The organism is Delftia sp. PX-1, assembly GCF_055797465.1.
On record NZ_CP184763.1, the window covers coordinates 1,441,393 to 1,465,970 of the forward strand.

Consider the following 24,578-nt stretch of genomic DNA (forward strand, 5'->3'; position numbering starts at 1 on the left):
GTGCGCATCAGCGTGGTCTGTGCGCCTTTCTAGGCGAAAGGGGTTTGAAATGAAGGCATATCAAGCACTGGCAGCAATGGTGCTGGGCCTCACGGCCGTCGCGGCGCAGGCGCAGATGACGCCCGTGGGCCTGTGGAAGAGCGTGGACGACAAGAGCGGCGAAGCCAAGTCCGAGATCCGCGTGGCCGAGAACGATGGCGTGGTCACGGGCCGCATCGAGCAGATCCTGCGCAAGGGCGCCGATCCGGCCGCCACCTGCACCGAGTGTTCTGACGACCGCAAGGGCCAGCCGCTCAAGGGGCTGGAGATCATCCGCGGCGCCAAGAAGGCCGAGGGCAAGGACGTCTGGGAAGGCGGCAAGATCCTCGACCCCGAAAACGGCAAGACCTACACCCTGCGCCTGACGCCCATCGAGGGCGGCGCCAAGCTCGAGGTGCGCGGCTCCATCGGCCCCTTTGGCCGCACCCAGACCTGGGTGCGCGTGCAGTAAACCATTCCGGAAGGCGGCCGCAGCGGCCACCTCCCTCCCACTTGTGGAACATCCATGTCCCGATTCAATGTGAAGAAAGTCGCCGTGCTCGGCGCTGGCGTGATGGGTGCGCAGATCGCGGCCCATCTGGTCAATGTCAAGGTGCCCGTGGTGCTGTTCGACCTGCCTGCCAAGGAAGGCCCGAAAAGCGGCATCGCCGAGCGCGCCATCGCCAACCTCAAGAAGCTCAAGCCTTCGCCCATCGGCGTGGCCGAGGACGCGGACCTGATCCAGCCCGCCAACTACGAGGAGCACCTCAAGCTGCTCAAGGGCTGCGACCTGATCATCGAGGCCATTGCCGAGCGCATGGACTGGAAGCTCGATCTGTACACCAAGATCGCGCCCCATGTGGCCAAGCACGCCATCGTGGCGTCCAACACCTCGGGCCTGTCCATCACCAAGCTGTCCGAGGCGCTGCCCGACGCGATCAAGCCGCGCTTTTGCGGCATCCACTTCTTCAACCCGCCGCGCTACATGCCGCTGGTGGAGCTGATCGCCACGCCGACCACGCAGCCCGTGGTGCTGGACCAGCTCGAAGCCTTCGTCACCAGCGGCCTGGGCAAGGGCGTGGTGCGCGCCAAGGACACGCCCAACTTCATCGCCAACCGCATCGGCATCGCCGGCATGCTGGCCACCATGAAGGAGGTCGAGAACTTCGGACTGACCTTCGACGTGGTCGATGACCTCACCGGCAAGAAGCTGGGCCGCGCATCCAGCGGTACCTTCCGCACGGCCGACGTGGTGGGCCTGGACACCATGGCCCATGTGATCAAGACGCTGCAGGACAACCTCAGCGCCGAGACCGATCCCTTCTACGGCAGCTTCGGCACGCCGCCCGTGCTGGCCAAGCTGATCGAGCTGGGCAACCTCGGCCAGAAGGCGAAGAAGGGCTTCTACAAGAAGGTCGGCCGCGACATCCTGCAGTTCGAGCTGGACAGCGAGGACTATGTGCCCGCAGGCGGCAAGGCCGACGAGGTCTATGGCCGCATGCTCAAGAAGCCTGCTGCCGAGCGCCTGAAGCTGCTGCGCAATGCCGAGGGGGCGCAGGGCCGCTTCCTGTGGGCCATCCTGCGCAACAGCTTCCACTACGCGGCCATCCACCTGGAGAGCATTGCGGAGTCCGCACGCGACGTGGACCAGGCCATGCGCTGGGGCTTCGGCATGAAGCAGGGCCCGTTCGAGCTGTGGCAGGAAGCCGGCTGGCTGGAAGTGGCGAAGATGGTCCAGGAGGACATCGATGCCGGCAAGGCATTGAGCAAGGCACCTCTGCCCAAGTGGGTCTTCGAAGGCCCGGTGGCCGAGGCCGGCGGCGTGCACACGGCGCAGGGCTCGTGGAGCCCTGCCAAGGGCCAGTTCGTGCCCCGCCGCGTGCTGCCCGTCTACGAGCGCCAGATCTTCCCCGAGAAGCTGCTGGGCGAAGACAGCCTGCCCGACTGGAAGACGGCAGGTACCACGATCGCCGAATCTAAGGCGCTGCGCACCTGGACGCTGGACGGCCAGATCCTGATCGCCAGCATCAAGAACAAGATGCACGCCATCAGCCCCGAAGTCATGGAAGCGCTGATGGAGGCCGTGGACGTGGCCGAGACCGACTTCCAGGGCATGGTCATCTGGTCGGGCGATGCGCCGTTCAGCGTGGGCGCCGACCTGGAAGCCACCATGCCGGCCTTCGTGATCGGCGGCGCCGACGCCATCGAAAGCGTGGAGCAGGAGCTGCAAAACCTGATGCTGCGCATCCGCTACGCCCAGGTGCCCGTGGTTGCGGCCATCCATGGCATGGCGCTGGGCGGCGGCTGCGAGCTGGCCGTCTACAGCGCGCGCCGCGTGGCGCATATGGAAAGCTACATCGGCCTGGTGGAAGTCGGCGTGGGCCTGGTGCCCGGCGCGGGCGGCCTGACCTACATAGCGCGCCGCGCGGCAGAGAACGCCGCCACCAGCACGGGCAAGGACCTGCTGCCCTTCCTGACCGAAGGCTTCACGGCCGCGGCCATGGCCAAGGTGGGCACCAGTGCCATCGAGTCGCGCAAGCTGGGCTACCTGCTGGACAGCGACCTCATCGTGCCGCACAAGGACGAGCTGCTCTTCGTCGCCATCAACGAGGCCAAGTCCATGGCCGCAGGCGGCTGGCGCGCGCCGCTGCCGCGCAGCTTCCCCGTGGCGGGACGCAGCGGCGTGGCCACCATCAAGGGCTCGCTGGTCAACATGCGTGACGGCGGCTTCATCAGCGAGTTCGACCAGCATGTGGCCAGCCTGATCGCCAACGTGGTCTGCGGCGGCGACGTGGATGCGGGCACCCTGGTGGACGAGGCCTATCTGATGAAGCTCGAACGCAAGGCGTTCTGCCACCTGATCGGCCATCCGAAGACCCATGAACGCATTCTCGGAATGCTGAACACCGGCAAGCCCGTCCGGAATTGATATGTCCCCCCTGAGTCGCTTCGCGCCTTCCCCCAGGGGGACTACAGCCTCGCGGCGGGGCGGCGCGGCCAGCTTAGGCCCTTGCTTGCTGTCCCTGACTTGGGACATGCGTGCGTTGCGGGCCGCGAATAACTGAGATCTAGGAGCAATCTCCATGAAACAAATCCAAGACGCCTACATCGTCGCCGCCACGCGCACGCCCATCGGCAAGTCGCACAAGGGCTTTTTCCGCAACTACCGTCCCGACGACCTGCTGGCGACCACGCTGAAGGCCGCGCTGGCCCAGGTGCCGGGGCTGGACCCGGCTGCCATCGAGGACATCATCTGCGGCTGCGCCATCCCCGAGGCCCAGCAGGGCCTGAACGTGGCGCGCATCAGCGCCGTGCTGGCGGGCCTGCCCACCAGCGTGGGTGGCATTACCGTGAACCGCTTCTGCGCCTCGGGCCTGTCGGCCGTGGCCATGGCGGCGGACCGCATCCGCGTGGGCGAGGCCGACGTGATGATCGCGGCCGGCGTCGAGAGCATGAGCATGGTGCCCATGATGGGCAACGCGCCCTCGCTGTCGCCGTCCATCTTCGAGCGCGATGGCGACGTGGGCATTGCCTATGGCATGGGCCTGACGGCCGAGAAGGTGGCCCAGCAGTGGAAGGTCTCGCGCGATGCGCAGGACGCCTTTGCGCTGGAGTCGCACCGCCGTGCCCTGGCCGCGCAGCAGGCCGGCGAGTTCAAGGACGAGATCACGCCCATCGAGGTCACTGACCGGAGCCTGGACCTGGCCAAGGGCGAACCCGTGGTGCGCACGCGCACCGTGGAGCTGGACGAGGGCGCACGCCCCGACACCAGCCTGGAAGGCTTGGGCAAGCTGCGCACCGTGTTCGCGGCGCGCGGCTCGGTGACGGCCGGCAACAGCTCGCAGACCAGCGATGGCGCAGGCGCGCTGATCCTGGCCAGCGGCGCCGCCGTGCAGCGCTTCGGCCTCACGCCGCTGGCGCGCTTCGTGAGCTATGCCAGCAAGGGCGTGCCGCCGGCCATCATGGGCATCGGCCCCATCGAAGCCATCCCGGCCGCGCTGCGCTATGCGGGCCTCAAGCAGGACGACATCGACTGGTTCGAGCTCAACGAAGCCTTTGCCGCCCAGTCGCTGGCCGTGGTCAACACGCTGGGGCTGGACCCCGCCAAGGTCAATCCCATGGGCGGCGCCATCGCCCTGGGCCACCCGCTGGGTGCCACAGGCGCCATCCGCTCGGCCACCGTGGTGCATGCGCTGCGCCGCAAGCAATTGCGCTACGGCATGGTGACGATGTGCGTCGGAATGGGCCAGGGCGCCGCCGGCATCTTCGAGCGGGTCTGACCGGTGCTCAAGGCCCCGTTCGCGGGGCTTTGTCTTTTTCGCTCATCCCATTTTTTCCCATCCATGCGAGCCGGCACAGAAACGGCACCGACCAGGAGACAGCCATGGAACAACACCAACTCAGCAGCGACGGCGCCACGCTGGCGCTGCGCGTCTACACGCCCGCTGGCCCGCCACGCGCCAGCGTGGTCATCGGCGGGGCCATGGGGGTGCGCCAGGCCTTCTACGAGGCCTTTGCCACCTGGCTTGCGGGCCAGGGCTATCGGGTGACCAGCTTTGACTACCGGGGCCATGGCGATTCCCTGCAAGGCTCTTTGCGCCAGGTGCGTGCCGACCTGTGCGACTGGGCGCGCGACTACGAGGCGGTCATCGCCCATGCCAAGGCGCAGCTGCCGGGCCAGCCGCTGTTCCTGATCGGCCACAGCCTGGGCGCCCAGCTGCCGGGCCTGCTGCGCTCCCCGCAGCTGGTGGACGGCCTTTTGAGCATTGCGGCCGGCAGCGGCTACTGGCGCGACAATGCGCCCCGCCTCAAGCGCCTGGTTCCCTATTTCTGGCATGTGCTGGTGCCCGTGGCCACGCGCCTGTGCGGCTACTTTCCGGGCAGGCGCCTGCGCAAGGTGGGCGACCTGCCGGCCGGCGTCATGCTGCAGTGGCGCCGCTGGTGCCTGAATCCGCGCTACAGCGTGGGTGCTGAGGGCGAGGCCGCCGCGCGCAGCTACGCCGCCGTGCGCTTTCCGGTGATGGCGCTGTCCATGAGCGACGACGAACTCATGACCTGGCGCGGCACCGAGCACCTGTTCGCGCTCTACGCCAATGCCCCCAGCCGCATCGAGCGCATCGAACCCAAGGCCCTGCAGTTGCGGCGCATAGGGCATTTCGGCTTCTTCCGCGCCGATATGCGCGACGCGCTCTGGGGCCGGGCCGTGGACGTGTTCTCGGGCTGGACCAAGGCGCCGGCCGCCGCGGCCCACCCGCGCTTTCCCTCACCCGCAGAGTCGCCGGCTTGACGGACGCGGGCCCCGCTTGCCATCACACTCGTTTGCCATGAGCACAGACATCCATCCTCTCGACCAGGCCGTGGCGCTCACGCCCACCGGCGCCGTGGGCCACTACCAGGGCCAGACCACGCAGGACTACTGGAACATGGTGGGCCCGTACGGCGGCATCACCGCCGCCGCGCTGGTGCGGGCCATCCAGCAGCATCCGCTGTGCCTGGGCGATCCGCTGTCCATCACCGTCAACTACGCGGCCGCGCTGGGCGCGGGGCGCTTCGACATCGAGGCCCGCCCCGTTCGCACCAACCGCTCCACCCAGCACTGGCTGCTGACCATCACCCAGCCCGACCAGGATGGCGATGCCCAGGTCGTCACCACGGCCACGGCCGTCACGGCCGTGCGGCGCAGCACCTGGGGCGGCACCGACCTGGCCATGCCCGAGGTGCCGTCGCCCGCCGCCGTGCCGCGCGTGCCGCCGCTGGGCGGCGTGGAATGGCTCAACCGCTACGACATGCGCTTTCTCGACGGCATCATTCCCCAGACCTGGGATGGCCGCGAGACCGACAGCCTCACTCGCCTGTGGGTGCGCGACGAGCCGCCGCGCGCACTGGATTTTTGCGCGCTGGCCGGCCTGGCTGACGTATTCTTCCCGCGCGTGTGGCTGCGCCGCGCACAGCGCACCCCGGCGGGCACGGTGTCCATCACCGTCTACTTCCATGCGGGGCGCGAGGAACTGGCCGCCGCAGGCACGGGCCACCTGCTGGCCCAGGCGCGCGGCCAGGAATTTCGCAACGGCTTCTTCGACCAGAGCGCCCAACTGTGGAGCGAGGCCGGCGTGATGCTGGCGAGCAGCCACCAGATCGTGTATTTCAAGGAATAAGCAAGGCAAGACCATCATGAGCGAAACCACCCAGGACATCCTCGTGCACACCGAAGCCGGTGTCTGCACCATCACCTTCAACCGCGCCGACAAGAAGAACTCCATCACCGAGGCCATGTACGCCAGCATGGCCGATGCGCTGGCCCAGGCCGGCGAAGACGCCGCCGTGCGCTGCGTGGTCTTCCAGGGCGACATGGCCATCTTCAGCGCGGGCAACGACATTGCCGACTTCCTCAAGCAGTCGGCCGGCGGCGCCGCCAGGCCGGAGGGCGAGCAGCGCCCCGTCTGGCGCTTCCTGCACAACATCGCCGCCTTTCCCAAGCCCGTGATCGCCGCCGTCTGCGGCCCGGCCGTGGGCATCGGCACCACCTTGCTGCTGCACTGCGACCTGGTCTATGCGGGCGACAACGCGGCCTTCTCGCTGCCCTTCGTGAACCTGGGCCTGTGCCCCGAAGCGGCCTCCAGCCTGCTGCTGCCCCAGATGCTCGGCTACCACCGCGCGGCCGAGGCCCTGCTGCTGGGCGAGCCCTTCCTGGCCGAGGCCGCCCTGGAAGTGGGCCTGGTCAACCGCGTCGTGCCGCCCAGCGAATGCAATGCGCTGGCCCAGGCCCAGGCCAGGAAGCTGGCGGCCAAGCCGCTGTCGGCCCTGATCGAGACCAAGCGCCTCATGAAGGCCGGCCAGTCCGGCCTGGTGCGCGAGCGCATGGCCGAGGAGGGCGCGAGCTTCGGCAAGCTGATGGGCGGGCCTGCTGCCAAGGAGGCGTTCACCGCGTTCATGGAGAAGCGCAAGCCGGACTTCAGCCAGTGCTGAAATCCACGAAGGCCTCTGAGGTGCCCGTGCAGTTCGAGCCCGAGTTCATCGCCGGGCTGCGCGAGGTGTTCGAGCGCCAGATCGCCTTCAACCAGGTGCTGGGCCTGCGCATCACCGAAGTGCTGCCCGAGCGGGTTGAAGGCCGCATCACCATGCGGCCCGAGCTCATAGGCCACGCGGCCTACCAGCGCATCCACGGCGGCGTGATCAGCGCCGGCCTGGACTCCATGGGCGGCCTGGCCGTCATGGCCGCCATCGGTGCCAAGCACATGGACGACGCGCCGCTGCAGCGCCTGCACCGCTTCTCGCGCCTGGGCACCATCGACCTGCGCGTGGACTACCTGCGCCCCGGCATCGGCAGCGAATTCATCCTGCGCGCCGAGGTGCTGCGGCTGGGTTCGCGCGTGGCCAACACGCGCATGGAATTCCTGGGGGCCGATGGCAGCTTGCTGTCCACGGGGACGGCGGCGTATATCGTTTCTTGAAGCATGGTCCGCTGACTGCGGGCCTTCTTTTTGCGTTTCTTCACCCCCAGCGCGCGCGCCACACAGCCCAGGCCGTGCCTGCGCCATAGGCGGCCATGGCCACGGCCACGAGGATGAACAGCGACTGGGCGCTGCCCAGGCCGCTGGACATGAGCCAGCCGCCGCCCACCACCACGATCAGCAGGCGCACGGTGCCGGCCAGCACGGGCGCCCAGACGCGGCCTGCGCCCAGGGAGGCGAAGTACAGCACCAGTCCCAGGCCGAACAGCCCGAAGGCCGGGCCCACGGTGCGCAGGTAGAGGTCGGCGTAGGCGCGCACGGCCGGGTCGCCGGTGAAAATGCCCGACCACAGCTGCGGCCAGACCATGACCACCAGCCCCAGCACGCCCAGCAGGGCCGCTGCCATGGCGCCGCCCGACCAGGCCACGCGGCGCGCGCGCGCCACCTGGCCGGCGCCCATGGCCATGCCCACCATGGGCACGGCGGCCATGCCGACGCCGAAGGCCATGGGGATCAGCAGGAACTCCAGCCGCTGGCCAATGCCGTAGCCGGCCAGTGCCAGCGGGCCCAGGCGGGCGACCATGCCTGTCAGCAGCAGCGCGGCCAGCGCCGTTTGCACGGGGGACAGGCAGGCGAGGGCCCCCACGCGCAGGATGTCGCGGAACATGGGCCAGGCCAGGCGGGGCCTGCGCCAGTCCAGTTGCAGGCGCTGCTGGCCCCATTGCAGATAGGCCAGGAAGACTGCGACGGCCAGTGCCATGGCCACGATGTTGCCCACGGCCACGCCCGGCATGCCCCAGCGCGGCATGGGTCCCAGGCCCAGCCCCAGCGTGCCGCCGACAGCGATCTGCACCAGCGAGGCCGCAAAGATCACGGCCGACGGCATGCGCATATTGCCCGTGCCCCGCACCACCGAGGCCAGCGTATTGCACAGCCACACCAGGATGGCGCCGCTGAACAGCACGGCGCCAAAGCCTGTGGCCGCTGCCAGCACCTCGCCGCGCCCGCCCAGCCAGCTGTAGAAGGTGGCGCCGCAGAGCACGAAGATGAGCGAGTACAGCAGGCCTGCGATGGTGCCGATCACGATGGCGTGCAGGGCCAGTGCCGAGGCACGCGCGCCGTCGCCCGCACCCAGCGCGCGGCTGATGGCCGAGGACACGCCGCTGCCCATGGCACCGTTGCTCATCATCTGCGTGAGCATGGCCAGCGGAAACACCAGGGCCATGGCCGCCAGCGACACGGTTCCCAGCTGCCCTACGTAGTAGGTCTCGGCCACGGCGACCAGCACCGACATGCTCAGCGCCACCATGTTGGGCACGGCCAGGCGCATCAGGGTGGAGGCGATGGGGCCACTGACCAACGGATGCGCGGACCCGCTGACCGCAGCGCCAGGGGCTGCGGAGGACAGGGCGGCGCTCATTCCGCGCTCTCCTGCGTGGCGGTTTCCAGCACGGGCAGCATGCCCAGCACCAGGCTTTCCAGCGCGCCGATCTGCTCGCTGCCGCACAGCTCGCGCACGCGCAGCTGGGCCTGGCGCCACAGGGCGGCAGCCTCGCGGATGCGGGCGCGGCCTTCGGGCGTGACCACCACGCAGCGGCTGCGCGCATCCGCGCCGGGAACCAGGTCGATGAAGCCGGCCTGCTGCAGCGTGCGCAGGTTGCGCGTCATCGTCGTGCGGTCGGTGTGCAGCTGCTCGGCCAGGGCCGAGACCGTGGGCGGGCCGTCGGGCGCATTGCGCGCCTGCACCAGCAGGCTGAACTGCGTGCCGCGCAGGCCGCTGGGCGCGAGCGTGTCGTCATAGAGCTGGGAGATCTTGCGCGACAGGCTGCGCACCATGAAGCAGGTGCAGACCGGACTGGCGGCGCTTGAGGTGGAGGAGGTCATGGGGCGTGGGGCAGGTGGCCTGGAATGGAAATGAGTGTAGATGCACCTATTGATTTGCGCATGTCCGCTGCGCGACCTGCGCATGCGCGGTGTGTGATCGAGAAAGGCTTGCAAGCACATGAAACGGGAGAACCATCTGGTTACTTTTCTTGCGAGATGCCGGCATTTGTTGCCAGTTCGTGTGCGTAGCATCGGATTTTTCCGAAGGAGACCCACCCATGGCTGTTCAGAACCCGTTCTTTGGCAAGCGCGACAACGATGCTTTCACCTCCCGCAACACCCTGGGCAGCGGCATAGGCGCCACCGGTACGGGCGGCAGTCCCTCCGGTGCCGTCACGCCCAGCTCCAGCGTGACAAGTCCGTCGACCGCCCAGCGCCAGGCATCGGCCGTGGCGCAGGACTCCCAGGGCAGCAAGCTCACCGTAGGCCCCAATATCAAGCTCAAGGGCGTGGAGATCACCGACTGCGACACGCTGGTCGTCGAAGGCACGGTGGAAGCCACCATGGACTCGCGCGTGATCCAGATCGCCGAGCAGGGTGCCTTCCACGGCACGGCCGAAATCGACATCGCCGAGATCCATGGCGTGTTCGACGGCACGCTGACCGTGCGCGAGAAGCTGGTCATCTACGGCACGGGCAAGGTCAGCGGCAAGATCCGCTACGGCAAGGTGGTGATCGAAGAGGGCGGCGAGCTCACGGGCCAGATCGAGGCCGGCTCCTCGCCGCGCTCGTCCTCGTCGGGTTCGGCTGTGGCATCCAGCGCCTCCAGCCTGTCTTCCTCGTCGGCCGCCTCCAGCGACAGCGCCGCCAGCAGCTCCGCTGCGCTGGCCGCGGCCAGCGCGGCCGCCTCGCTGCAGCCGCGCGTCACGCCCTCGCTGGCCTGAGCCACCCCTGCGCCGGAAATGAAAAAGCGACCTGCAAAGGTCGCTTTTTTCATGGCTGCAGATGGGCGGGTTCAGCCGGCCTGCTGCTGCTTGCGTTCTGCATTGCGCTCGGCCGCTGCGCGCCAGGAACGCACCTGGTCGTTGTCCGGCAGCGACTGGGGCTTGCCCTGGCCGTCGATGGCCACGTAGGTCAGCAGGGCTTCGGTCACCTTGACGAAGCGGCCCTGGTCGGCAAAGCGCTCGGCATAGACCTCGACATCGACCGTGACCGAGGTGCGGCCCACGCGCTGCACGCTGGAGTAGAACGACAGGATGTCGCCCACGCGCACGGGCTGCTTGAAGATGAACTCGTTCACGGCCACGGTGACCATGCGGCTCTGGCCCAGGCGCGAGGGCAGCACCGAACCTGCCAAGTCAACCTGCGCCATGACCCAGCCGCCGAAGATGTCGCCATTGGCGTTGACATCGGCGGGCATGGGAATGACCTTGAGAACCAGCTCCTTGTCTGCGGGCAAGGGATGGGGCGGGAGGTCGGGGCGGGGTGGCATGGGCACAATCGGGTCAATATAACAACCGAGAATTGTCTTTCATGCGACGCGAGAGCGCTTCCCCTACGGATTTACCCTTAGTCCCAACCCCGGCACCGTCGCGGGACTGGAACGCGCTGCGGCGCCTGCTGCCCTACCTGTGGCAATACAAGTGGCGCGTGCTGGCGGCGCTGGGCTTCATGATCGGGGCCAAGCTCGCCAACGTGGGCGTGCCGGTGCTGCTCAAGCACCTGGTCGATGCGCTGGATCTGAAGGCCGGCGATGCCCGCGCGGTGCTCGTCGTGCCCGTGGCCCTGTTGCTGGCCTACGGGCTGCTGCGCTTTTCCAGCTCGCTGTTCACCGAGCTGCGCGACCTGGTCTTTGCCAAGGCCACGCAGGGCGCCTCGCGGGCGATTGCGCTGTCCACCTTCGAGCACCTGCATGCGCTGAGCCTGCGCTTTCACCTGGAGCGCCAGACCGGCGGCATGACGCGCGACATCGAGCGCGGCGTGCGCAGCACCGAGTCGCTGATCTCGTATTCGCTCTACAGCATCCTGCCCACCTTCATCGAGATGGCGCTGGTGCTGGGTATCCTGGCGCTGCGCTTCGACATCTGGTTCGCGGTCATCACGCTGGCGGCGCTGGTGTTCTACATCACGTTCACCGTCACGGTGACCGAGTGGCGCACGCGCTTTCGGCGCGAGGCCAATGCCCAGGAGTCGGCGGCCCACACCAAGGCCATCGACTCGCTGCTGAACTACGAGACCGTCAAGTACTTCGGCAACGAGGGCTTCGAGGCGCGGCGCTACGACGAGAACCTGGAGGCGCTGCGCCGCGTTCGCCTCAAGAGCCAGAGCACGCTGAGCCTGCTCAACTGCGGGCAGCAGCTGATCATCGCCACGGCCCTGGTCGCCATCCTCTGGCGGGCCACGCAGGGCGTGGTGGATGGCCGCCTGTCGCTGGGCGACCTGGTCATGGTCAACGCCTTCATGATCCAGCTCTACATTCCACTGGGCTTTCTGGGCGTGATCTACCGCGAGATCAAGCAGAGCCTGACCGACCTGGAGCGCATGTTCACCCTCATGGACAAGGAACGCGAGGTGGCCGACGCGCCCGGCGCCCAGCCGCTGCAGACCCATGGCGCACCGCCCGAGCTGCGCTTCGAGCATGTGGACTTCGCCTATGACCCCGAGCGGCCCATCCTCAAGGACGTGAGCTTCACCATTCCCGCCGGCAAGACCGTGGCCGTGGTCGGCCCTTCGGGCTCGGGCAAGAGCACGCTGGCGCGGTTGATCTTCCGCTTCTACGACGTGCAGTCCGGCCATGTGCGCATCGCCGGGCACGACCTGCGCGAGCTGACCCAGGACAGCGTGCGCGGCGCCGTGGGCATCGTGCCGCAGGACACGGTGCTGTTCAACGACACGGTGGAATACAACATCGCCTACGGCCGCCCTGGCGCCAGCCGCGAGCAGGTGGTGGCGGCCGCGCGCGCCGCGCGCATCCACGACTTCATCGAGGCCACGCCCCAGGGCTATGCCACGCGCGTGGGCGAACGCGGCCTGAAGCTGTCGGGCGGCGAAAAGCAGCGGGTGGCGATTGCGCGCACCCTGCTCAAGGACCCGCCCATCCTGATCTTCGACGAGGCGACGTCGGCGCTGGACTCGGCCAACGAGCGCGCCATCCAGGCCGAGCTGCAAAGCGCCGCGCGCAACAAGACGGCGCTGGTGATTGCCCACCGCCTGTCCACCGTGGTCGATGCGCACGAGATCCTGGTCATGGAGGCGGGCCGCATCGTCGAGCGCGGCACCCACGCCCAGCTGGTCGCGGCGGGCGGGCGCTATGCGGACATGTGGGCGCTGCAGCAAAGCGGGGAGCCCGCCGTGCTGTAGCGCGGGGCGGCCGAGGGACCGGGCGGCCGGGTGGCCGGGCGCCTGGACGGCTTCAGGGCTTGAGGTGCGTGACCAGGAACTGCTCCATGGCCTCGTAGAACTCGAACTTGTTCTCGTCGTTGTGAAAGCCGTGGCCCTCGTTGTCCTTGACCATGTACTGCACCTCGACGCCGCGCTCGCGCAGCGCCTTCACCACCTGGTCGCTCTCGTCCTTGTTCACGCGCGGATCGCGCGCGCCCTGGGCGATGAACAGCGGGGCCTTGATGCGGTCCACATGCAGGGCCGGCGAGGTGGCGGCCAGGCGCTCCCTGTCGCGCTCGGGATCGCCCACCATGGCGTGCATCTGGTCCAGCAGCGGCTTCCAGTAAGGCGGAATAGTCTTCATGAAGGTGAACAGGTTGGACACGCCCACATAGTCCACGGCCGCCGCATACAGGTCGGGCGTGAAGGCCACGCCGGCCAGCGTGGCATAGCCGCCATAACTGCCGCCGTAGATGCCGATGCGCGCAGGGTCGGCAATGCCCTGGTCGATCAGCCAGTGCACGCCGTCCGTGATGTCGTCCTGCATCTTCAGGCCCCACTGGCCGAATCCCGCTTCCCAGAACCCGCGGCCATAGCCCGTGGAGCCCCGGAAGTTCACCTGCAGCACGCAGAACCCCCGGTTGGCGAGGAACTGCACCTCGGGGTTGTAGCCCCAGCCGTCGCGGGCCCAGGGGCCGCCGTGCGGGTTGATGATGCAGGCCAGGTTCCTGGGCTCGCGGCCGGCCGGCAGGGTCAGGTAGCCGTGGATGGTCAGGCCGTCGCGGCTGGTGTAGCTGACGGGCTGCACGCGCGACATGGCGGACTCGGGGATGGCCGGGTTGATGTCGGCCAGCTTGGTCAGCGCGTCGGCGGCCGCGTCGTAGATGTAGCGCGCGCCCGGCGTGCGGTCGTTGAAGGCGGCGACGATGAACTTGTCCTCGGCGCGGTTGGCGCCCTGGATGGCGAAGTCGTAGCCGGGCAACTGCGCGGCCAGCCGGCCGTACAGGGCTTCGGTCTCGGCATCGAAGAAGCGGTACTGCGGCTTGTCGGTCTGGTAGGCGGCCAGGGTCAGGACGCGGCGCTTGCGCGAATAGGCGGCCGCGCCCAGATCGACTTCTTCGGGCACGAAGATTTCCTCTTCCTCGTCGGGCCTGGCCGGGTCGATGACCACCAGGGCCAGCTTGTCGCGGCCCCGGTTGGACAGGGCGTAGAGCCTGCGGTCATCGAAGGTGAAGAAGGCCGGGCTGACGCTGGTGCGGTAGTCGGTGGTGATCAGGGGCTGGAACTCGCCGGCCTCGTCGTCGCGGTAGAGCAGGGCGCTGTTCAGGCCGTCGCTGGCCACGGCGGCCCGCACGCGGCCTGCGTGGTCGGTCTGCCAGCCGACGATGTTGCCGGGGTTCTGCGCCACCAGTTGCGCCGCCCCCGTGTGCACGTTCACGCGGTACACGTCGAAGACCTCGGCATCGCGCCGGTTGTGGCTGATCAGCACATGGTCGGGGTCGTCTTCCAGGTCGTCCTCGATGCTGGCGCGCACGCCTTCCCAGGGCGTCAGGTCGGTGGCTTCGCCGCTGCGCGCGTTGACTGCCAGCACATGGAAGTTCTCGTCGCCGCCGAAGTCCTTCTGGTAGAGCACTACATCCGGGCCCTTCCAGAAGAAGTTGCTGATGTCGCGCTCGGTCTCGCCGGTGAGCCGGCGCACCTCGCCCGCGGGTGCGCTGCCGTCCAGCGCCTGCACATGAATGTTCATGCGCGCCGGATGGCCGTCCACGCTGACGGGCTGCATGAAGCCCAGCATGCTTCCGTCATCGGCCAGGCGGAAGAAGCCGCGTTCCGGATTGCGGAAGAAGTCCTTGATCGGATAGGCCTGCGGAGCCTGCGCATCGGCGCTGGCATCCCGTGCCAGGTTGAGGATGTGGGCGGCCATGGCGGGGTGTCGGGAAAACGTCGGCAAGGGTGACCTCCTGGGTTGCAGCGGCAGGGGAAAAAGGGAGCCGGCCATGATGCCATGGCGCTGTATACAAACAGGCGGGACACTGTCTTTGATGGGATTGGTTGTATACATTTGATTGGTGTTTTCCCGTGTTTTTGCGGAAAAGTGCACCATGAATCGCCTTGAATGTATACATTCACGCCATTCCATCCAGACAAAGCCCCATGAGCCCCCAGCTTGCCCCCGCCGCCTCCGAAGCGGAAAGCCATTCCCAGGTCATCAAGGCCCAGCTGCAACTGCGCGAGATGATTCTTGCGGGCGAGTTGCCCGCAGGCGAGCGCATTGCCGAGCTGACCGTGGTGCAGCGCCTGGGCATCTCGCGCACGCCGGTGCGCGCCGCGCTGATGCGGCTGGAGCAGGAAGGCCTGCTCGAAGCCATGGCCGGCGGGCGCGGCTACCGCGTGCGGCTGTTCTCCGAGGCCGACGTGGCCGATGCCATCGAACTGCGCGGCACGCTGGAAGGCCTGGCCGCGCGCTGGGCGGCCGAGCGCGGCGTGGCCGAGCCGCTGCTGGCGCAGGCCGGCCGCTGCCTGGATGCCATCGACCGCGTGCTGGAGACGCCCGACTGGGGCGATGAGGCCTTCTCGCGCTATGTGGCGCTGAACTCCGAATTCCACGACCTGCTGCATTCCATGGCCGGCAGCAGCGTCATGCAGCGCGAGCTGGAGCGCGTGGTGCGCATGCCCTTCGCCTCGCCTTCGGGCTTTGTGCTGGCGCGGGCCGAATCCCCGCGTGCGCGCCACAGCCTGATGGTGGCCCAGGACCAGCACCGCCAGGTGCTGGACGCCATTGCCGCGCGCGAGGGCGCCCGGGCCGAGGCGCTGATGAAAGAGCACTCGCGCATTGCGCGCCGCAACCTGCGCGAAGCCGTGAGCGAGCCCGGCAGCCATGCGGTTCCTGGCGTGCAGTTGATCCGAGCCTGATTCGAGTCTGACCCGCGCTTGATCTGCGCTTGATCTGCCCTTGATGTGCGCCGGCGGCCTCGGCCGCCTGCGCCCCAGCCACCGCAGCGCCAAGGACTGCGGACCCCACCCATAAAGGAGACCCCCCATGAGCACATTCCCCAAGAACACCTGGTACGTGGCCGCCACGTCCGACGAGATCCAGGACAAGCCGCTGGGCCGTCGCATCTGCGGCGAGCGCATCGCGTTCTACCGCGCGCAGCACGGCATTGCCGCCGTGGAGGATTTCTGCCCGCACCGCGGCGCGCCCCTGTCGCTGGGCTTTGTCTGCGAGGGCAAGCTGGTCTGCGGCTACCACGGGCTGGAGATGGGCTGCGACGGCAAGACCATTGCCATGCCGGGCCAGCGCGTGCGCGGCTTCCCCGAGATCCGCAGCTATCCCGTCGAGGAGCGCCATGGCTTCATCTGGGTCTGGCCCGGCGACAAGGCGCTGGCCGATGCCGCGCTCATCCCGAAGCTGCCCTGGCACGACAACCCCGAATGGGCCTATGGCGGCGGCATGTTCCACATCCAGGCCGACTACCGGCTGATGATCGACAACCTCATGGACCTGACGCACGAGACCTATGTGCACGCCAGCTCCATCGGCCAGGCCGAGATCGACGAGACGCCCTGCAAGACCGAGACGCGCGGCGAGGGCGCCGATGTCGAGGTGGTCACCAGCCGCTTCATGAACGACATTCCCGCGCCCCCGTTCTGGAAGATGGCGCTGCGCAGCAACGGCCTGGCCGACGATGTGCCCGTGGACCGCTGGCAGGTCTGCCGCTTCACCCCGCCCAGCCATGTGCTGATCGAGGTCGGCGTGGCCCACGCAGGCCACGGCGGCTACGACGCGCCCGACGAGCACAAGGTCTACAGCATGGTGGTGGACTTCATCACGCCGGAGACCGAGGAGTCCATGTGGTACTTCTGGGGCATGGCGCGCCGCTTCAATCCGGGCGATGCCGAAGTCACCGACCGCATACGCGAGGGCCAGCACAAGATCTTCAGCGAAGACCTGCAGATGCTGGAGCTGCAGCAGCGCAACCTCAGTGCCCACCCCGACCGCAAGCTGCTCAAGCTCAACATCGATGCGGGCGGCGTGCAGTCGCGCAAGGTCATCGACAAATGGATTGCGCAGGAACAGCAGGCGGCGGCGGTGGCCGCAGCAGCGGCCCAGCCTGCCGCCGCGGTGGCCTGAGGCCGGCCATGGCCCGGCGCGCATCCAGGACCGGCGCCGGGGATGGGGTAATCTCGGCGGGCTTCAACCCCAGGGCCGCAAGGCCTGCCGCCACCGATGGTCCACTCCGCCTCCGATCCGCTTTCCATCGACCTCTACGACCAGCCGGGCCACCTGATCCGGCGCGCGCAGCAGATCGCGGCGCAGCTGTTCCGCGACGTGCTGGGGCCGGACGTGACACCCGTGCAGTACGCCATCCTGCGCATGCTGCAGGAAAAGCCGGGCATCGACCAGGTAACGCTGGCGCGGCTGGTGGCGCTGGACAACTCCACCACAGCCGACATCGCGGCGCGACTGGAGGCCAAGGGCTGGGTGCTGCGCGAGATCCTGCCCCGGCGCCAGCGGCGCCTGACGCTCACGGCCGAGGGCGAGGCCATGCTGGGCGGCTTCGTGCCGAATGTGCACGAACTGCACAACCGCATGCTGGCCGCGCTGGAGCCCGAGGAGCAGGCCGAGTTCAAGCGCCTGCTGCGCAAGTTCGTGCAGTTGCACGACGCACGCGACGCCCTCGACGCTTCCTCATCCGACTGACAGCGGCCCGGCCGCCTCCGCGTCCGAGACTGCGCGGCCCCGCCTGATCGGGGAAATCCCGGTATCTGGCGCCGATTTTCATTCAGTAAACTGAATCACATTCAGCATACGTAATGATGTGCTGAGAACACAAGAAAGCTTCCACAGAGCTTCAACCCAAGGAGACCCACGATGACTGCCTCTACCCCTGTTCCATGGCTGCAGCGGCCTTGCGCCGCCGCATCGTCCAACTGCCCGTTGCGGGAGCTGCGGCCATGAGCGCCGACCTGCGTGCAAGCGTCGACCAGCGGCCCATGACGCGCTTCCAGTGGTCGGTCATAGCCCTGTGCATGGTGCTCAACATGATCGACGGCTTCGACGTCCTGGTTATGGCGTTCACGGCCTCTGCCGTGTCGGCGCACTGGCAGCTCAGCGGCGCCCAGCTGGGCTTTCTGCTCAGTGCGGGCCTGTTCGGCATGGCGGGCGGATCGCTGCTGATCGCGCCCTGGGCCGACCGGCTGGGCCGCCGGCCGCTGATCCTGGCCTGCCTGGCCCTCTCGGGCGTGGGCATGCTGGGCTCGGCCTTCAGCCAGAGCGCCACGCAGCTGGCGGCGCTGCGCGTGCTTACGGGCCTGGGCGTGGGCGGCATCCTGGCCTGCAGCAACGTGATCGCCAGCGAATACGCCTCGCAGCGCTGGCGCAGCCTGGCCGTCACCCTGCAGTCCACGGGCTACGCGCTGGGCGCCAGCATTGGCGGCTCCATCGCGGTGTGGCTGCTGGGGCGCCATGACTGGCGCGCGGTCTTCCTGTTCGGCGGCTGCGTGACGCTGGGCGTGCTGGTCCTGGCCTGGTGGCGACTGCCGGAATCCATGGACTTCCTGCTGGCGCGGCGCCCGGCCGGCGCGCTGCAGCGGCTCAACGCCCTGGTCGGGCGGCTGGGCCTGCCCGCATTGGCTGCGCTGCCGCCTGCCGCGCCCGCATCGGCGGGGCCGGCGCGGCGGGGCCCGCTGCAGCTGTTCGCACCGGGCCTGCGCCGGCCCACGCTGCTGGTCTGGCTGTCGTTCTTCGCGGTGATGTTCGGCTTTTACTTCGTCATGAGCTGGACGCCCAAGCTGCTGGCCGCCTCGGGCCTCACGCCCGAGCAGGGCGTGACCGGCGGGGTGCTGTTGAGCCTGGGCGGCATCCTGGGCGCCACCTTGCTGGGCCTGCTGGCGGCGCGCTATCCCGTGCACCGCGCGCTGGCCGGCTTCATGCTGGCCACGGCCGTGCTGCTGTGCTTCATCGTGAGCAATCCGGGCTCGCTGCTGCTGTCGTATGCGCTGGCTTTTCTGATCGGCGTCTTCGTCAACGGCTGCGTGGCCGGGCTCTATGCCATCGCGCCCATGGTCTATGGCGGCGAGGTGCGCGTGACCGGCGTGGGGTGGGGCATAGGCATAGGGCGCATCGGCGCCATCGTCTCGCCCATGGTCGCGGGCTCGCTGCTGGACGCCGCGTGGTCGCCCAGCCAGCTCTATGTGGGCTATGGCCTGGCCTTCGTGTTCGCGGCCTGCATCGTGTCGCTGCACCGGCTGCAGGGGCCCGAAGCCGGCAGGCCCGCAGCCACGGGCCGCACGCTGTCGGCGCATTGAGCGCGACTTGCAGACAAGAAGGAGAACCCATGACCGAATGCACCACCATTGCACCTGCCTCCACGCCTGCCTTCCCGCTGGACCAGTGGTATGTCGCCGGCTTTGCCTGGGAGCTGCAGGACGCGCCACTGGCACGCACCCTGCTGGGCCGGCCCGTCGTGCTGTTTCGCACGCCCGATGGCAGCGTGGCCGCGCTGGAGGACCGCTGCTGCCATCGCGAGCTGCCGCTGTCCTGCGGCACGGTGGAGGCGCGCGGCCTGCGCTGCGGCTACCACGGCCTGCTGTTCGACCGCGCCGGCCAGTGCCTGGAGATTCCGGGCCAGCAGCGCATACCGCCCAAGGCCTGCGTCAAGTCCTTCGACCTGCGCGAGCGTGACCAGATCCTCTGGATCTGGATGGGCGCCACGCCCGATTCCGTGCCCGCGCAGGAGCCGCCCGCCTATCCCGTGCACGGCGATGCGCGCTACCGCTTCGGCGGCGATGTCTACCACTACGAAGCGCCCTACCAGCTCATCCACGACAACCTGCTGGACCTCAGCCACCTGGGCTATGTGCACCTCAAGACCATTGGCGGCAATGCCGGCATCCACATGAATGCGGAGCTGCAGGTCCGCCAGGACGGGGACAGCGTCACCGTGCTGCGCTGGATGCCCGACTCCGACCCGCCGCCCACCTATGCGGCAGCCTGGCCGTTCGCGGGCCGCATCGACCGCTGGCAGGAAGTGGAATTCCACCCCTCGCACGTGTGCATCTGGACCGGCGCCATGGACGCAGGCAGCGGCCGGCTCGACGATCCGCAGCGCGAGGGCTTTCACATGCGGGGATTTCACGGCGTGACGCCGGAGACCGAGCATTCGGCCCACTACTTCTGGACCATTGCCACCAACCCGCATCCCGACATGCAGGACACCACGCGCCTGGTGATCGACCAGACGGCTGCCACCTTCGAGGAGGACAAGGTCGTCATCGAGGCCCAGTTCCGCAACCAGCAGCGCTTTGGCGCGCGCCCTGTCATCGACATCCACGTGGACGCCGGCCCCAACCGCGCGCGCCGCGTGATCAGCCGGCTGCGCGAGGCCAGCGCCCGTGCGCTGGCGGCGGCCTGATTTTCCGAACCCATCCCTTTCCGCATTTTTTCCCCATGCAAGCCAACCCCATCCTCCAGGTGCGCGTCGCGCGCAAATGCGCCGAGGCGCAGGACATCTGCAGCCTTGAACTCGTGCCGCTGGACGGCGAAAGCCTGCCCGCCTTCACGGCCGGCTCGCACATCGACCTGCACCTGCCCGGCGGCCTGGTGCGCCAGTACTCGCTGTGCAACGACCCGCAGGACACGGGCCGCTACGTGGTCGGCGTGCTGCGCGAGGCCGCCTCGCGCGGCGGCTCGGCCGCCGTGCACGAACAGGTGCAGGAAGGCCAGCAGATCGCCATCGGCGCACCGCGCAACCACTTCGCGCTGCATGCGGGTGGCCCTGCGCGGCACCTGCTGCTGGCCGGCGGCATAGGCATCACGCCCGTGCTGGCCATGGCGCGCCAGCTGGCGCGCGAGGGTGCCGACTTCGAACTGCACTACTGCGCGCGTTCGCGCGAGCGCATGGCCTTCACGGCCCTGCTGCAGTCCATGCCCTGGGCCGACCGCGTGCACCTGCATGTGGATGGCGAGGGCGCGCTCGACATGGCGCAGCTCCTCGGCGCCCCGCAGGCGGGCCTGCACCTGTATGTCTGTGGCCCACGCGGCTTCATGGACGCGGCCCTGGGCATGGCTCGCGCATCGGGCTGGAGCGAGGACCGCCTGCACTACGAATTCTTTGCAGGCGAGGCCGTGCAGCGCGAGGGCGATGCCGGGTTCGAGATCGAGATCGCCAGCACCGGCCAGGTGGTGCGCGTGGCGCCCGAGCAGACCGTGGTCCAGGCGCTGGCCGGCATCGGCGTGGAGGTGCAGACCTCGTGCGAGCAGGGCGTGTGCGGCACCTGCCTCACGCGTGTGCTCTCGGGCGAGCCCGAGCACCGCGACATGTACCTGACCGAGGACGAGCAGGCCGCCTGCGACCAGTTCCTGCCCTGCTGCTCGCGCGCGAAATCCGCCCGGCTGGTGCTGGACCTGTAGCGCTGGACCCGGCCGGCGCACAATGAGGTTTTCCCCCAAGGCCCGCCCTGTGGCGGCGGGCGCCGCCTTCCTGCCATGCAACCTGCCCTGCTCGTCCTCAACTTCAATACCGAGGCCCATCTGCGCCAGATGGCCCAGGCCTTTCCCTCCTTCGAACTGCTCTACGCGCCCGACGCCGCCCAGTGCGAGGCCGCCATCGCCGAGCACGGCACGCGCATACAGGCCGTGCTGACCATAGGCTCCATCGGCCTGTCGGCCGCGCAGATGCAGCGCATGCCCGCCCTCAGGCTGGTCTGCGCGCTGGGCGCGGGCTACGAGAACATCGATGTCGCCCATGCGCAGGCCCACGGCATTGCCGTGGGCAATGGCGCAGGCACCAATGACGACTGCGTGGCCGACCATGCCATGGGCCTGCTGATCGCCTCCGTGCGCGGCCTGGTGCGCCTGGACCGCGCCACGCGCGACGGCGTCTGGCGCACCGCCATGCCGCTGCCGCCCAATGTCTCGCACAAGCGCCTGGGCATCCTGGGCATGGGCGCCATCGGCGCCAAGATCGCCCAGCGCGCGCTGGGCTTCGAGATGGAAATCGGCTACCACAACCGCAGCCCGCGCAGCGGGCTGCCCCACCGCTACTTCGGCGACCTGCTGTCCCTGGCGCAGTGGGCCGATGTGCTGGTGGTCGCCACGCCGGGCGGCCCGGGTACGCGCCATCTCGTCAACGCCCAGGTGCTGGACGCACTGGGCCCGCAGGGCCACCTGGTCAATATCGCGCGCGGCAGCGTGGTCGATACCGCCGCCCTGGCCGCCGCCGTGCGCGAAGGCCGCCTTGCCGGCGCGGGCCTGGATGTCTACGAAAGCGAACCTGCGCCACCGGCCGAACTGCTGGACCTGGACGCCGTGGTGCTCACGCCCCATGTGGGCGGCTGGTCGCCCGAAGCCGTGCAGGCCTCGGTGGACCGCTTCATCGCCAACATGCGCTGCCACCTGGAAGGCCGCCCGCTGGTCTCGCCGGTCACGGCCTGAGGCTGGATTCAGCCCTGTGCCATCCCGGCAGCTGCTGCCAGGTGCAGCAGCCCCATGACCAGGCAGAGGGCCGAGGACACATGCCAGAAGCGGTCGCTGTTGTCCGGAAAGCGTGGTTTCAGCCACGGATAGGCCACGGCCCGCGCCACCAGCATCAGGCCGGCCCCGGCCAGCACCAGGCGCATGAAGGGCAGGGGACCCAGCAGGCCCGCGCCTGCCAGCGCATACCCTGCCAGCAGCGACAGCACCACGCCGATGGCCGCCGACACCAGCGGCGGATACCAGTGCCCGGCCTCGGCCATGCGCGCCATGCGCTCGCCGGCACCCATGAGCCGCAGCCCACGTCCCCCCCAGACGATGCAGGCGAAGTGGGCCAGCGCGGCCGCCGTGTCGAACAGGGCGGCGGCCAGGGCCAGCAGTTGCACGCCCTTCACGGCAGGGCTTCCCACGCGCCGGTGTGCTGATGCTTCTTCATGGTGTATTCCTTGGGATTTGCTGCAATGGCCGGCCACTGTAGTGCTTAAACTCCGGGCAGAAAACTCGCCTTGTGCTCAGGTTTTGCCGCATGCCCTCCCATACCTCCGCTACCACTGAATCCCAGAGAAGAAGACAGCCCGTACAGGCCCGTGCGCAGCGCACGCTGGAGGCCATTGTTCAGGCAGCAGCTCAGATTCTGGTCAAGGAGGGCGAAGCCGCGCTCACCACCAATCGCATTGCCGAGCGCGCAGGCGTCTCCATCGGCACGCTCTACCAGTACTTCCCCGACAAGCAGGCCGTCTTGCGCGCCATGGTCGATGGCCAGCGCCTTGCGGCCGTCGCGGCCATCGAGGCCTGGCTGGAGCAGGCGTCGGAGCAGGGCCTGCCGCGCGAGGCCGTGGCGCGCGGCGTGGTCGCCTGCATCGTCGAGGGCTTTGCGGGCCGTACGCCTGCGCGGCGCAAGCTGGCGCGCTTTGCCTGGCGCCAGGATGGTGACGAGCGCATTGCCCTGTCCATGCGCGAGACCGCCGAGCGTATGGCCGCCCACCTGCAGCGCTGGGGCGGCCCCTCGCTGTCCTATGCGCGCCTTTACGTGGCCACGCGGGCCGTGCTGGGCACGGTGCGCTTTGCCTCGCTGGAGGCTTCGCCGCTGATCGCCTCGGGCGCACTGGAGGAGCTGCTGTGCGAGATGGGGGCAGATATGTTGCTGGGTGGCGCGACGGACGCGGGAGCCGCTGCCCGTGCCCCTGGCCCATAGGCAGCAGGGGCTGTGCCTGTGCCATTTCGCTGGACCGGCTTCGCAGCAAGGCATGCCTTGATGGGCGGGCTGAAGTCCTGGTCGTCCTTGCGAAGCAGGATGGCGAAAAAAAGGCCCCGCAGAGCGGGGCCTTTTGCTTCTACCGGAGTGTGCGATCAACCGATAGCATTCTAACGAGTTCGCGCGGCAATGGCTTTCTCCGCCACATCCACCAGGTCGGCGCCGACCTGCTGCTTCCACTTGTCGTAGACGGGGCGCGTGGCCTTGACGAAGGCTTCGCGCTCGGCCGGCGTGAGCTGGGTCACGGTCACGCCGTTGGCGGCCAGGTCCTTGAGCAGGGGCTTGTCGGCCTCGATCATGCCCTTGCGCGCGATCACGACCTGCTCCTTGGCCGCGTCCACGGCGGCCTGGCGCACGATGTCCTGGTCTTCCTTGGTCCAGGTGGCCCAGATGTCCTTGTTGACCACGAAGATCAGCGGATCGTTGATGTAGCCCCACAGCGTCAGATGCTTCTGGCCCACGGACTGTAGCTTGGCGGCCATGTAGACCGAGACGGGGTTTTCCTGGCCGTCCACGGCGCCGCTGGCCATGGCGGGCTGGGCATCGGCCCAGCTCATCTGCGTGGGGTTGGCGCCCAGCGCGGTGAAGGTGTCCAGGAACAGCGGCGAGCCCACGACGCGGATCTTCAGGCCCTTGAGGTCGGCAGGGGTCTTGATGGCGTGCTTGGAGTTGCTGATCTCGCGGTAGCCGTTCTCGCCCCAGGCCAGCGGCACCACGCCGGCCTTGTCCAGGCGCTGGAACAGGCGCTTGCCGGGCTCGCCATGCGTGAGAGCGTCGGCAGCCGCGTAGTCGGGCATCAGGAAGGGCAGGGCGAACAGGTTCAGCTCCTTGATCTGGGGCGACCAGTTCAGCGTGGAGCCCACGGCCATGTCGATCACGCCCTGGCGCAGCGCGCTGAATTCGCGCGTCTGGTCGCCCTGGATCAGGGACACGCCCGGGTAGAGCTTGATGTTGATGCGGCCGTTGGTGCGCTCGCGCACCTTGTTGGCCCAGATCTCGCCGCCCTTGCCCCAGGGAAAGGCCGTGCCCAGCACCAGCGACATGCGGTACTCGCTCTTGTACTTGGCCGGTGTCTGCGCCACTGCGGGAGCGGACGAAAGGGCCAGGGCCGCCGCTGCGGCCAGGCCGCTGGCGAGGAAGGTGCGAAGTTTCATTGCGAAGGTCTCCTTGTTGA

23 protein-coding genes are annotated in these 24,578 nt (G+C 68.5%); 17 read left to right on the top strand and 6 right to left on the bottom strand.

The genetic code is table 11. The features are described 5' to 3' along the window. Window positions 1–49 precede the first annotated feature (49 nt). From ACN20X_RS06655 to ACN20X_RS06685, 7 genes are all read left to right on the top strand, one after another. Window positions 50–490: a DUF2147 domain-containing protein gene (locus ACN20X_RS06655; RefSeq protein WP_016446431.1), complete on the top strand. Its 441-nt coding sequence runs from the start codon at window positions 50–52 to the stop codon at window positions 488–490. Between the two features lie 54 nt (window positions 491–544). Beyond that, window positions 545–2,947, top strand: coding sequence for a 3-hydroxyacyl-CoA dehydrogenase/enoyl-CoA hydratase family protein (locus ACN20X_RS06660; protein WP_012203269.1), 2,403 nt, complete (start codon window positions 545–547; stop codon window positions 2,945–2,947). Window positions 2,948–3,101: 154 nt separating this feature from the next. Continuing rightward, the gene (locus tag ACN20X_RS06665; RefSeq protein ID WP_017405913.1) at window positions 3,102–4,298 is read left to right on the top strand and encodes an acetyl-CoA C-acyltransferase; all 1,197 of its coding nucleotides are present in this window, start codon (window positions 3,102–3,104) and stop codon (window positions 4,296–4,298) included. Between the two features lie 104 nt (window positions 4,299–4,402). Continuing rightward, window positions 4,403–5,305, top strand: coding sequence for an alpha/beta hydrolase family protein (locus tag ACN20X_RS06670; RefSeq protein WP_473210383.1), 903 nt, complete (start codon window positions 4,403–4,405; stop codon window positions 5,303–5,305). A gap of 37 nt (window positions 5,306–5,342) precedes the next feature. Further along, window positions 5,343–6,173: an acyl-CoA thioesterase gene (locus ACN20X_RS06675; RefSeq protein WP_016446427.1), complete on the top strand. Its 831-nt coding sequence runs from the start codon at window positions 5,343–5,345 to the stop codon at window positions 6,171–6,173. 16 nt (window positions 6,174–6,189) lie between these two features. Continuing rightward, window positions 6,190–6,984, top strand: a complete 795-nt coding sequence (locus ACN20X_RS06680) for an enoyl-CoA hydratase (protein WP_013804194.1) — start codon at window positions 6,190–6,192, stop codon at window positions 6,982–6,984. Then, window positions 6,978–7,469, top strand: coding sequence for a thioesterase family protein (locus tag ACN20X_RS06685; protein ID WP_034365063.1), 492 nt, complete (start codon window positions 6,978–6,980; stop codon window positions 7,467–7,469). The genes ACN20X_RS06680 and ACN20X_RS06685 overlap by 7 nt, the downstream gene beginning before the upstream one ends. A gap of 40 nt (window positions 7,470–7,509) precedes the next feature. Here the strand turns inward: ACN20X_RS06685 and ACN20X_RS06690 are convergent, their stop codons facing one another. Together ACN20X_RS06690 and ACN20X_RS06695 are read right to left on the bottom strand one after the other, a co-directional pair. Further along, the gene (locus ACN20X_RS06690) at window positions 7,510–8,889 is read right to left on the bottom strand and encodes an MATE family efflux transporter (RefSeq protein WP_133072464.1); all 1,380 of its coding nucleotides are present in this window, start codon (window positions 8,887–8,889) and stop codon (window positions 7,510–7,512) included. Continuing rightward, window positions 8,886–9,353, bottom strand: a complete 468-nt coding sequence (locus ACN20X_RS06695; protein ID WP_043789930.1) for a MarR family winged helix-turn-helix transcriptional regulator — start codon at window positions 9,351–9,353, stop codon at window positions 8,886–8,888. The genes ACN20X_RS06690 and ACN20X_RS06695 overlap by 4 nt, the downstream gene beginning before the upstream one ends. 218 nt (window positions 9,354–9,571) lie before the next feature. On the opposite strand from ACN20X_RS06695, the gene ACN20X_RS06700 reads away from it, so the two are divergent. Beyond that, window positions 9,572–10,237 (top strand): bactofilin family protein, encoded by a 666-nt coding sequence (locus ACN20X_RS06700; RefSeq protein ID WP_016446423.1) that lies wholly within the window; start codon window positions 9,572–9,574, stop codon window positions 10,235–10,237. 71 nt (window positions 10,238–10,308) lie between these two features. Here ACN20X_RS06700 and ACN20X_RS06705 read toward each other — a convergent pair whose 3' ends face one another. Next, the gene (locus tag ACN20X_RS06705) at window positions 10,309–10,785 is read right to left on the bottom strand and encodes an acyl-CoA thioesterase (RefSeq protein ID WP_012203278.1); all 477 of its coding nucleotides are present in this window, start codon (window positions 10,783–10,785) and stop codon (window positions 10,309–10,311) included. 41 nt (window positions 10,786–10,826) lie between these two features. Between ACN20X_RS06705 and ACN20X_RS06710 the strand changes: the two genes are divergently transcribed. After that, a complete protein-coding gene (locus tag ACN20X_RS06710) occupies window positions 10,827–12,653 on the top strand; it encodes an ABCB family ABC transporter ATP-binding protein/permease (RefSeq protein ID WP_312840008.1) in 1,827 nt (608 codons plus the stop codon). 52 nt (window positions 12,654–12,705) lie between these two features. On the opposite strand, the gene ACN20X_RS06715 is transcribed toward ACN20X_RS06710, so the two are convergent. Then, window positions 12,706–14,598 (bottom strand): S9 family peptidase, encoded by a 1,893-nt coding sequence (locus ACN20X_RS06715; RefSeq protein WP_473210805.1) that lies wholly within the window; start codon window positions 14,596–14,598, stop codon window positions 12,706–12,708. 230 nt (window positions 14,599–14,828) lie between these two features. On the opposite strand from ACN20X_RS06715, the gene ACN20X_RS06720 reads away from it, so the two are divergent. From ACN20X_RS06720 to ACN20X_RS06750, 7 genes are all read left to right on the top strand, one after another. Further along, window positions 14,829–15,587, top strand: coding sequence for a GntR family transcriptional regulator (locus tag ACN20X_RS06720; RefSeq protein WP_016451803.1), 759 nt, complete (start codon window positions 14,829–14,831; stop codon window positions 15,585–15,587). A gap of 127 nt (window positions 15,588–15,714) precedes the next feature. Beyond that, window positions 15,715–16,806 (top strand): aromatic ring-hydroxylating oxygenase subunit alpha, encoded by a 1,092-nt coding sequence (locus ACN20X_RS06725; RefSeq protein WP_012203282.1) that lies wholly within the window; start codon window positions 15,715–15,717, stop codon window positions 16,804–16,806. 96 nt (window positions 16,807–16,902) lie between these two features. Beyond that, window positions 16,903–17,376 carry a MarR family winged helix-turn-helix transcriptional regulator gene (locus ACN20X_RS06730; protein ID WP_016446419.1) on the top strand — a complete coding sequence of 158 codons (474 nt, stop codon included), beginning with the start codon at window positions 16,903–16,905 and terminating at the stop codon, window positions 17,374–17,376. Window positions 17,377–17,630: 254 nt separating this feature from the next. Then, window positions 17,631–18,983 carry an MFS transporter gene (locus tag ACN20X_RS06735; protein WP_016451801.1) on the top strand — a complete coding sequence of 451 codons (1,353 nt, stop codon included), beginning with the start codon at window positions 17,631–17,633 and terminating at the stop codon, window positions 18,981–18,983. 29 nt (window positions 18,984–19,012) lie between these two features. Next, window positions 19,013–20,089, top strand: a complete 1,077-nt coding sequence (locus ACN20X_RS06740) for a Rieske 2Fe-2S domain-containing protein (RefSeq protein WP_017404540.1) — start codon at window positions 19,013–19,015, stop codon at window positions 20,087–20,089. A 35-nt stretch (window positions 20,090–20,124) separates the two neighbouring features. Then, the gene (locus ACN20X_RS06745) at window positions 20,125–21,087 is read left to right on the top strand and encodes a PDR/VanB family oxidoreductase (protein ID WP_016451799.1); all 963 of its coding nucleotides are present in this window, start codon (window positions 20,125–20,127) and stop codon (window positions 21,085–21,087) included. 75 nt (window positions 21,088–21,162) lie between these two features. Next, complete coding sequence (locus ACN20X_RS06750) at window positions 21,163–22,110, top strand: 2-hydroxyacid dehydrogenase (RefSeq protein ID WP_016450265.1); 948 nt, start codon at window positions 21,163–21,165, stop codon at window positions 22,108–22,110. A gap of 8 nt (window positions 22,111–22,118) precedes the next feature. Here the strand turns inward: ACN20X_RS06750 and ACN20X_RS06755 are convergent, their stop codons facing one another. Beyond that, the gene (locus ACN20X_RS06755) at window positions 22,119–22,559 is read right to left on the bottom strand and encodes a hypothetical protein (protein ID WP_473210384.1); all 441 of its coding nucleotides are present in this window, start codon (window positions 22,557–22,559) and stop codon (window positions 22,119–22,121) included. Window positions 22,560–22,675: 116 nt separating this feature from the next. Between ACN20X_RS06755 and ACN20X_RS06760 the strand changes: the two genes are divergently transcribed. Next, a complete protein-coding gene (locus ACN20X_RS06760; protein ID WP_473210385.1) occupies window positions 22,676–23,344 on the top strand; it encodes a TetR/AcrR family transcriptional regulator in 669 nt (222 codons plus the stop codon). A 170-nt stretch (window positions 23,345–23,514) separates the two neighbouring features. Here ACN20X_RS06760 and ACN20X_RS06765 read toward each other — a convergent pair whose 3' ends face one another. Further along, window positions 23,515–24,558 carry a DctP family TRAP transporter solute-binding subunit gene (locus ACN20X_RS06765; RefSeq protein ID WP_016451795.1) on the bottom strand — a complete coding sequence of 348 codons (1,044 nt, stop codon included), beginning with the start codon at window positions 24,556–24,558 and terminating at the stop codon, window positions 23,515–23,517. Window positions 24,559–24,578 lie beyond the last annotated feature (20 nt).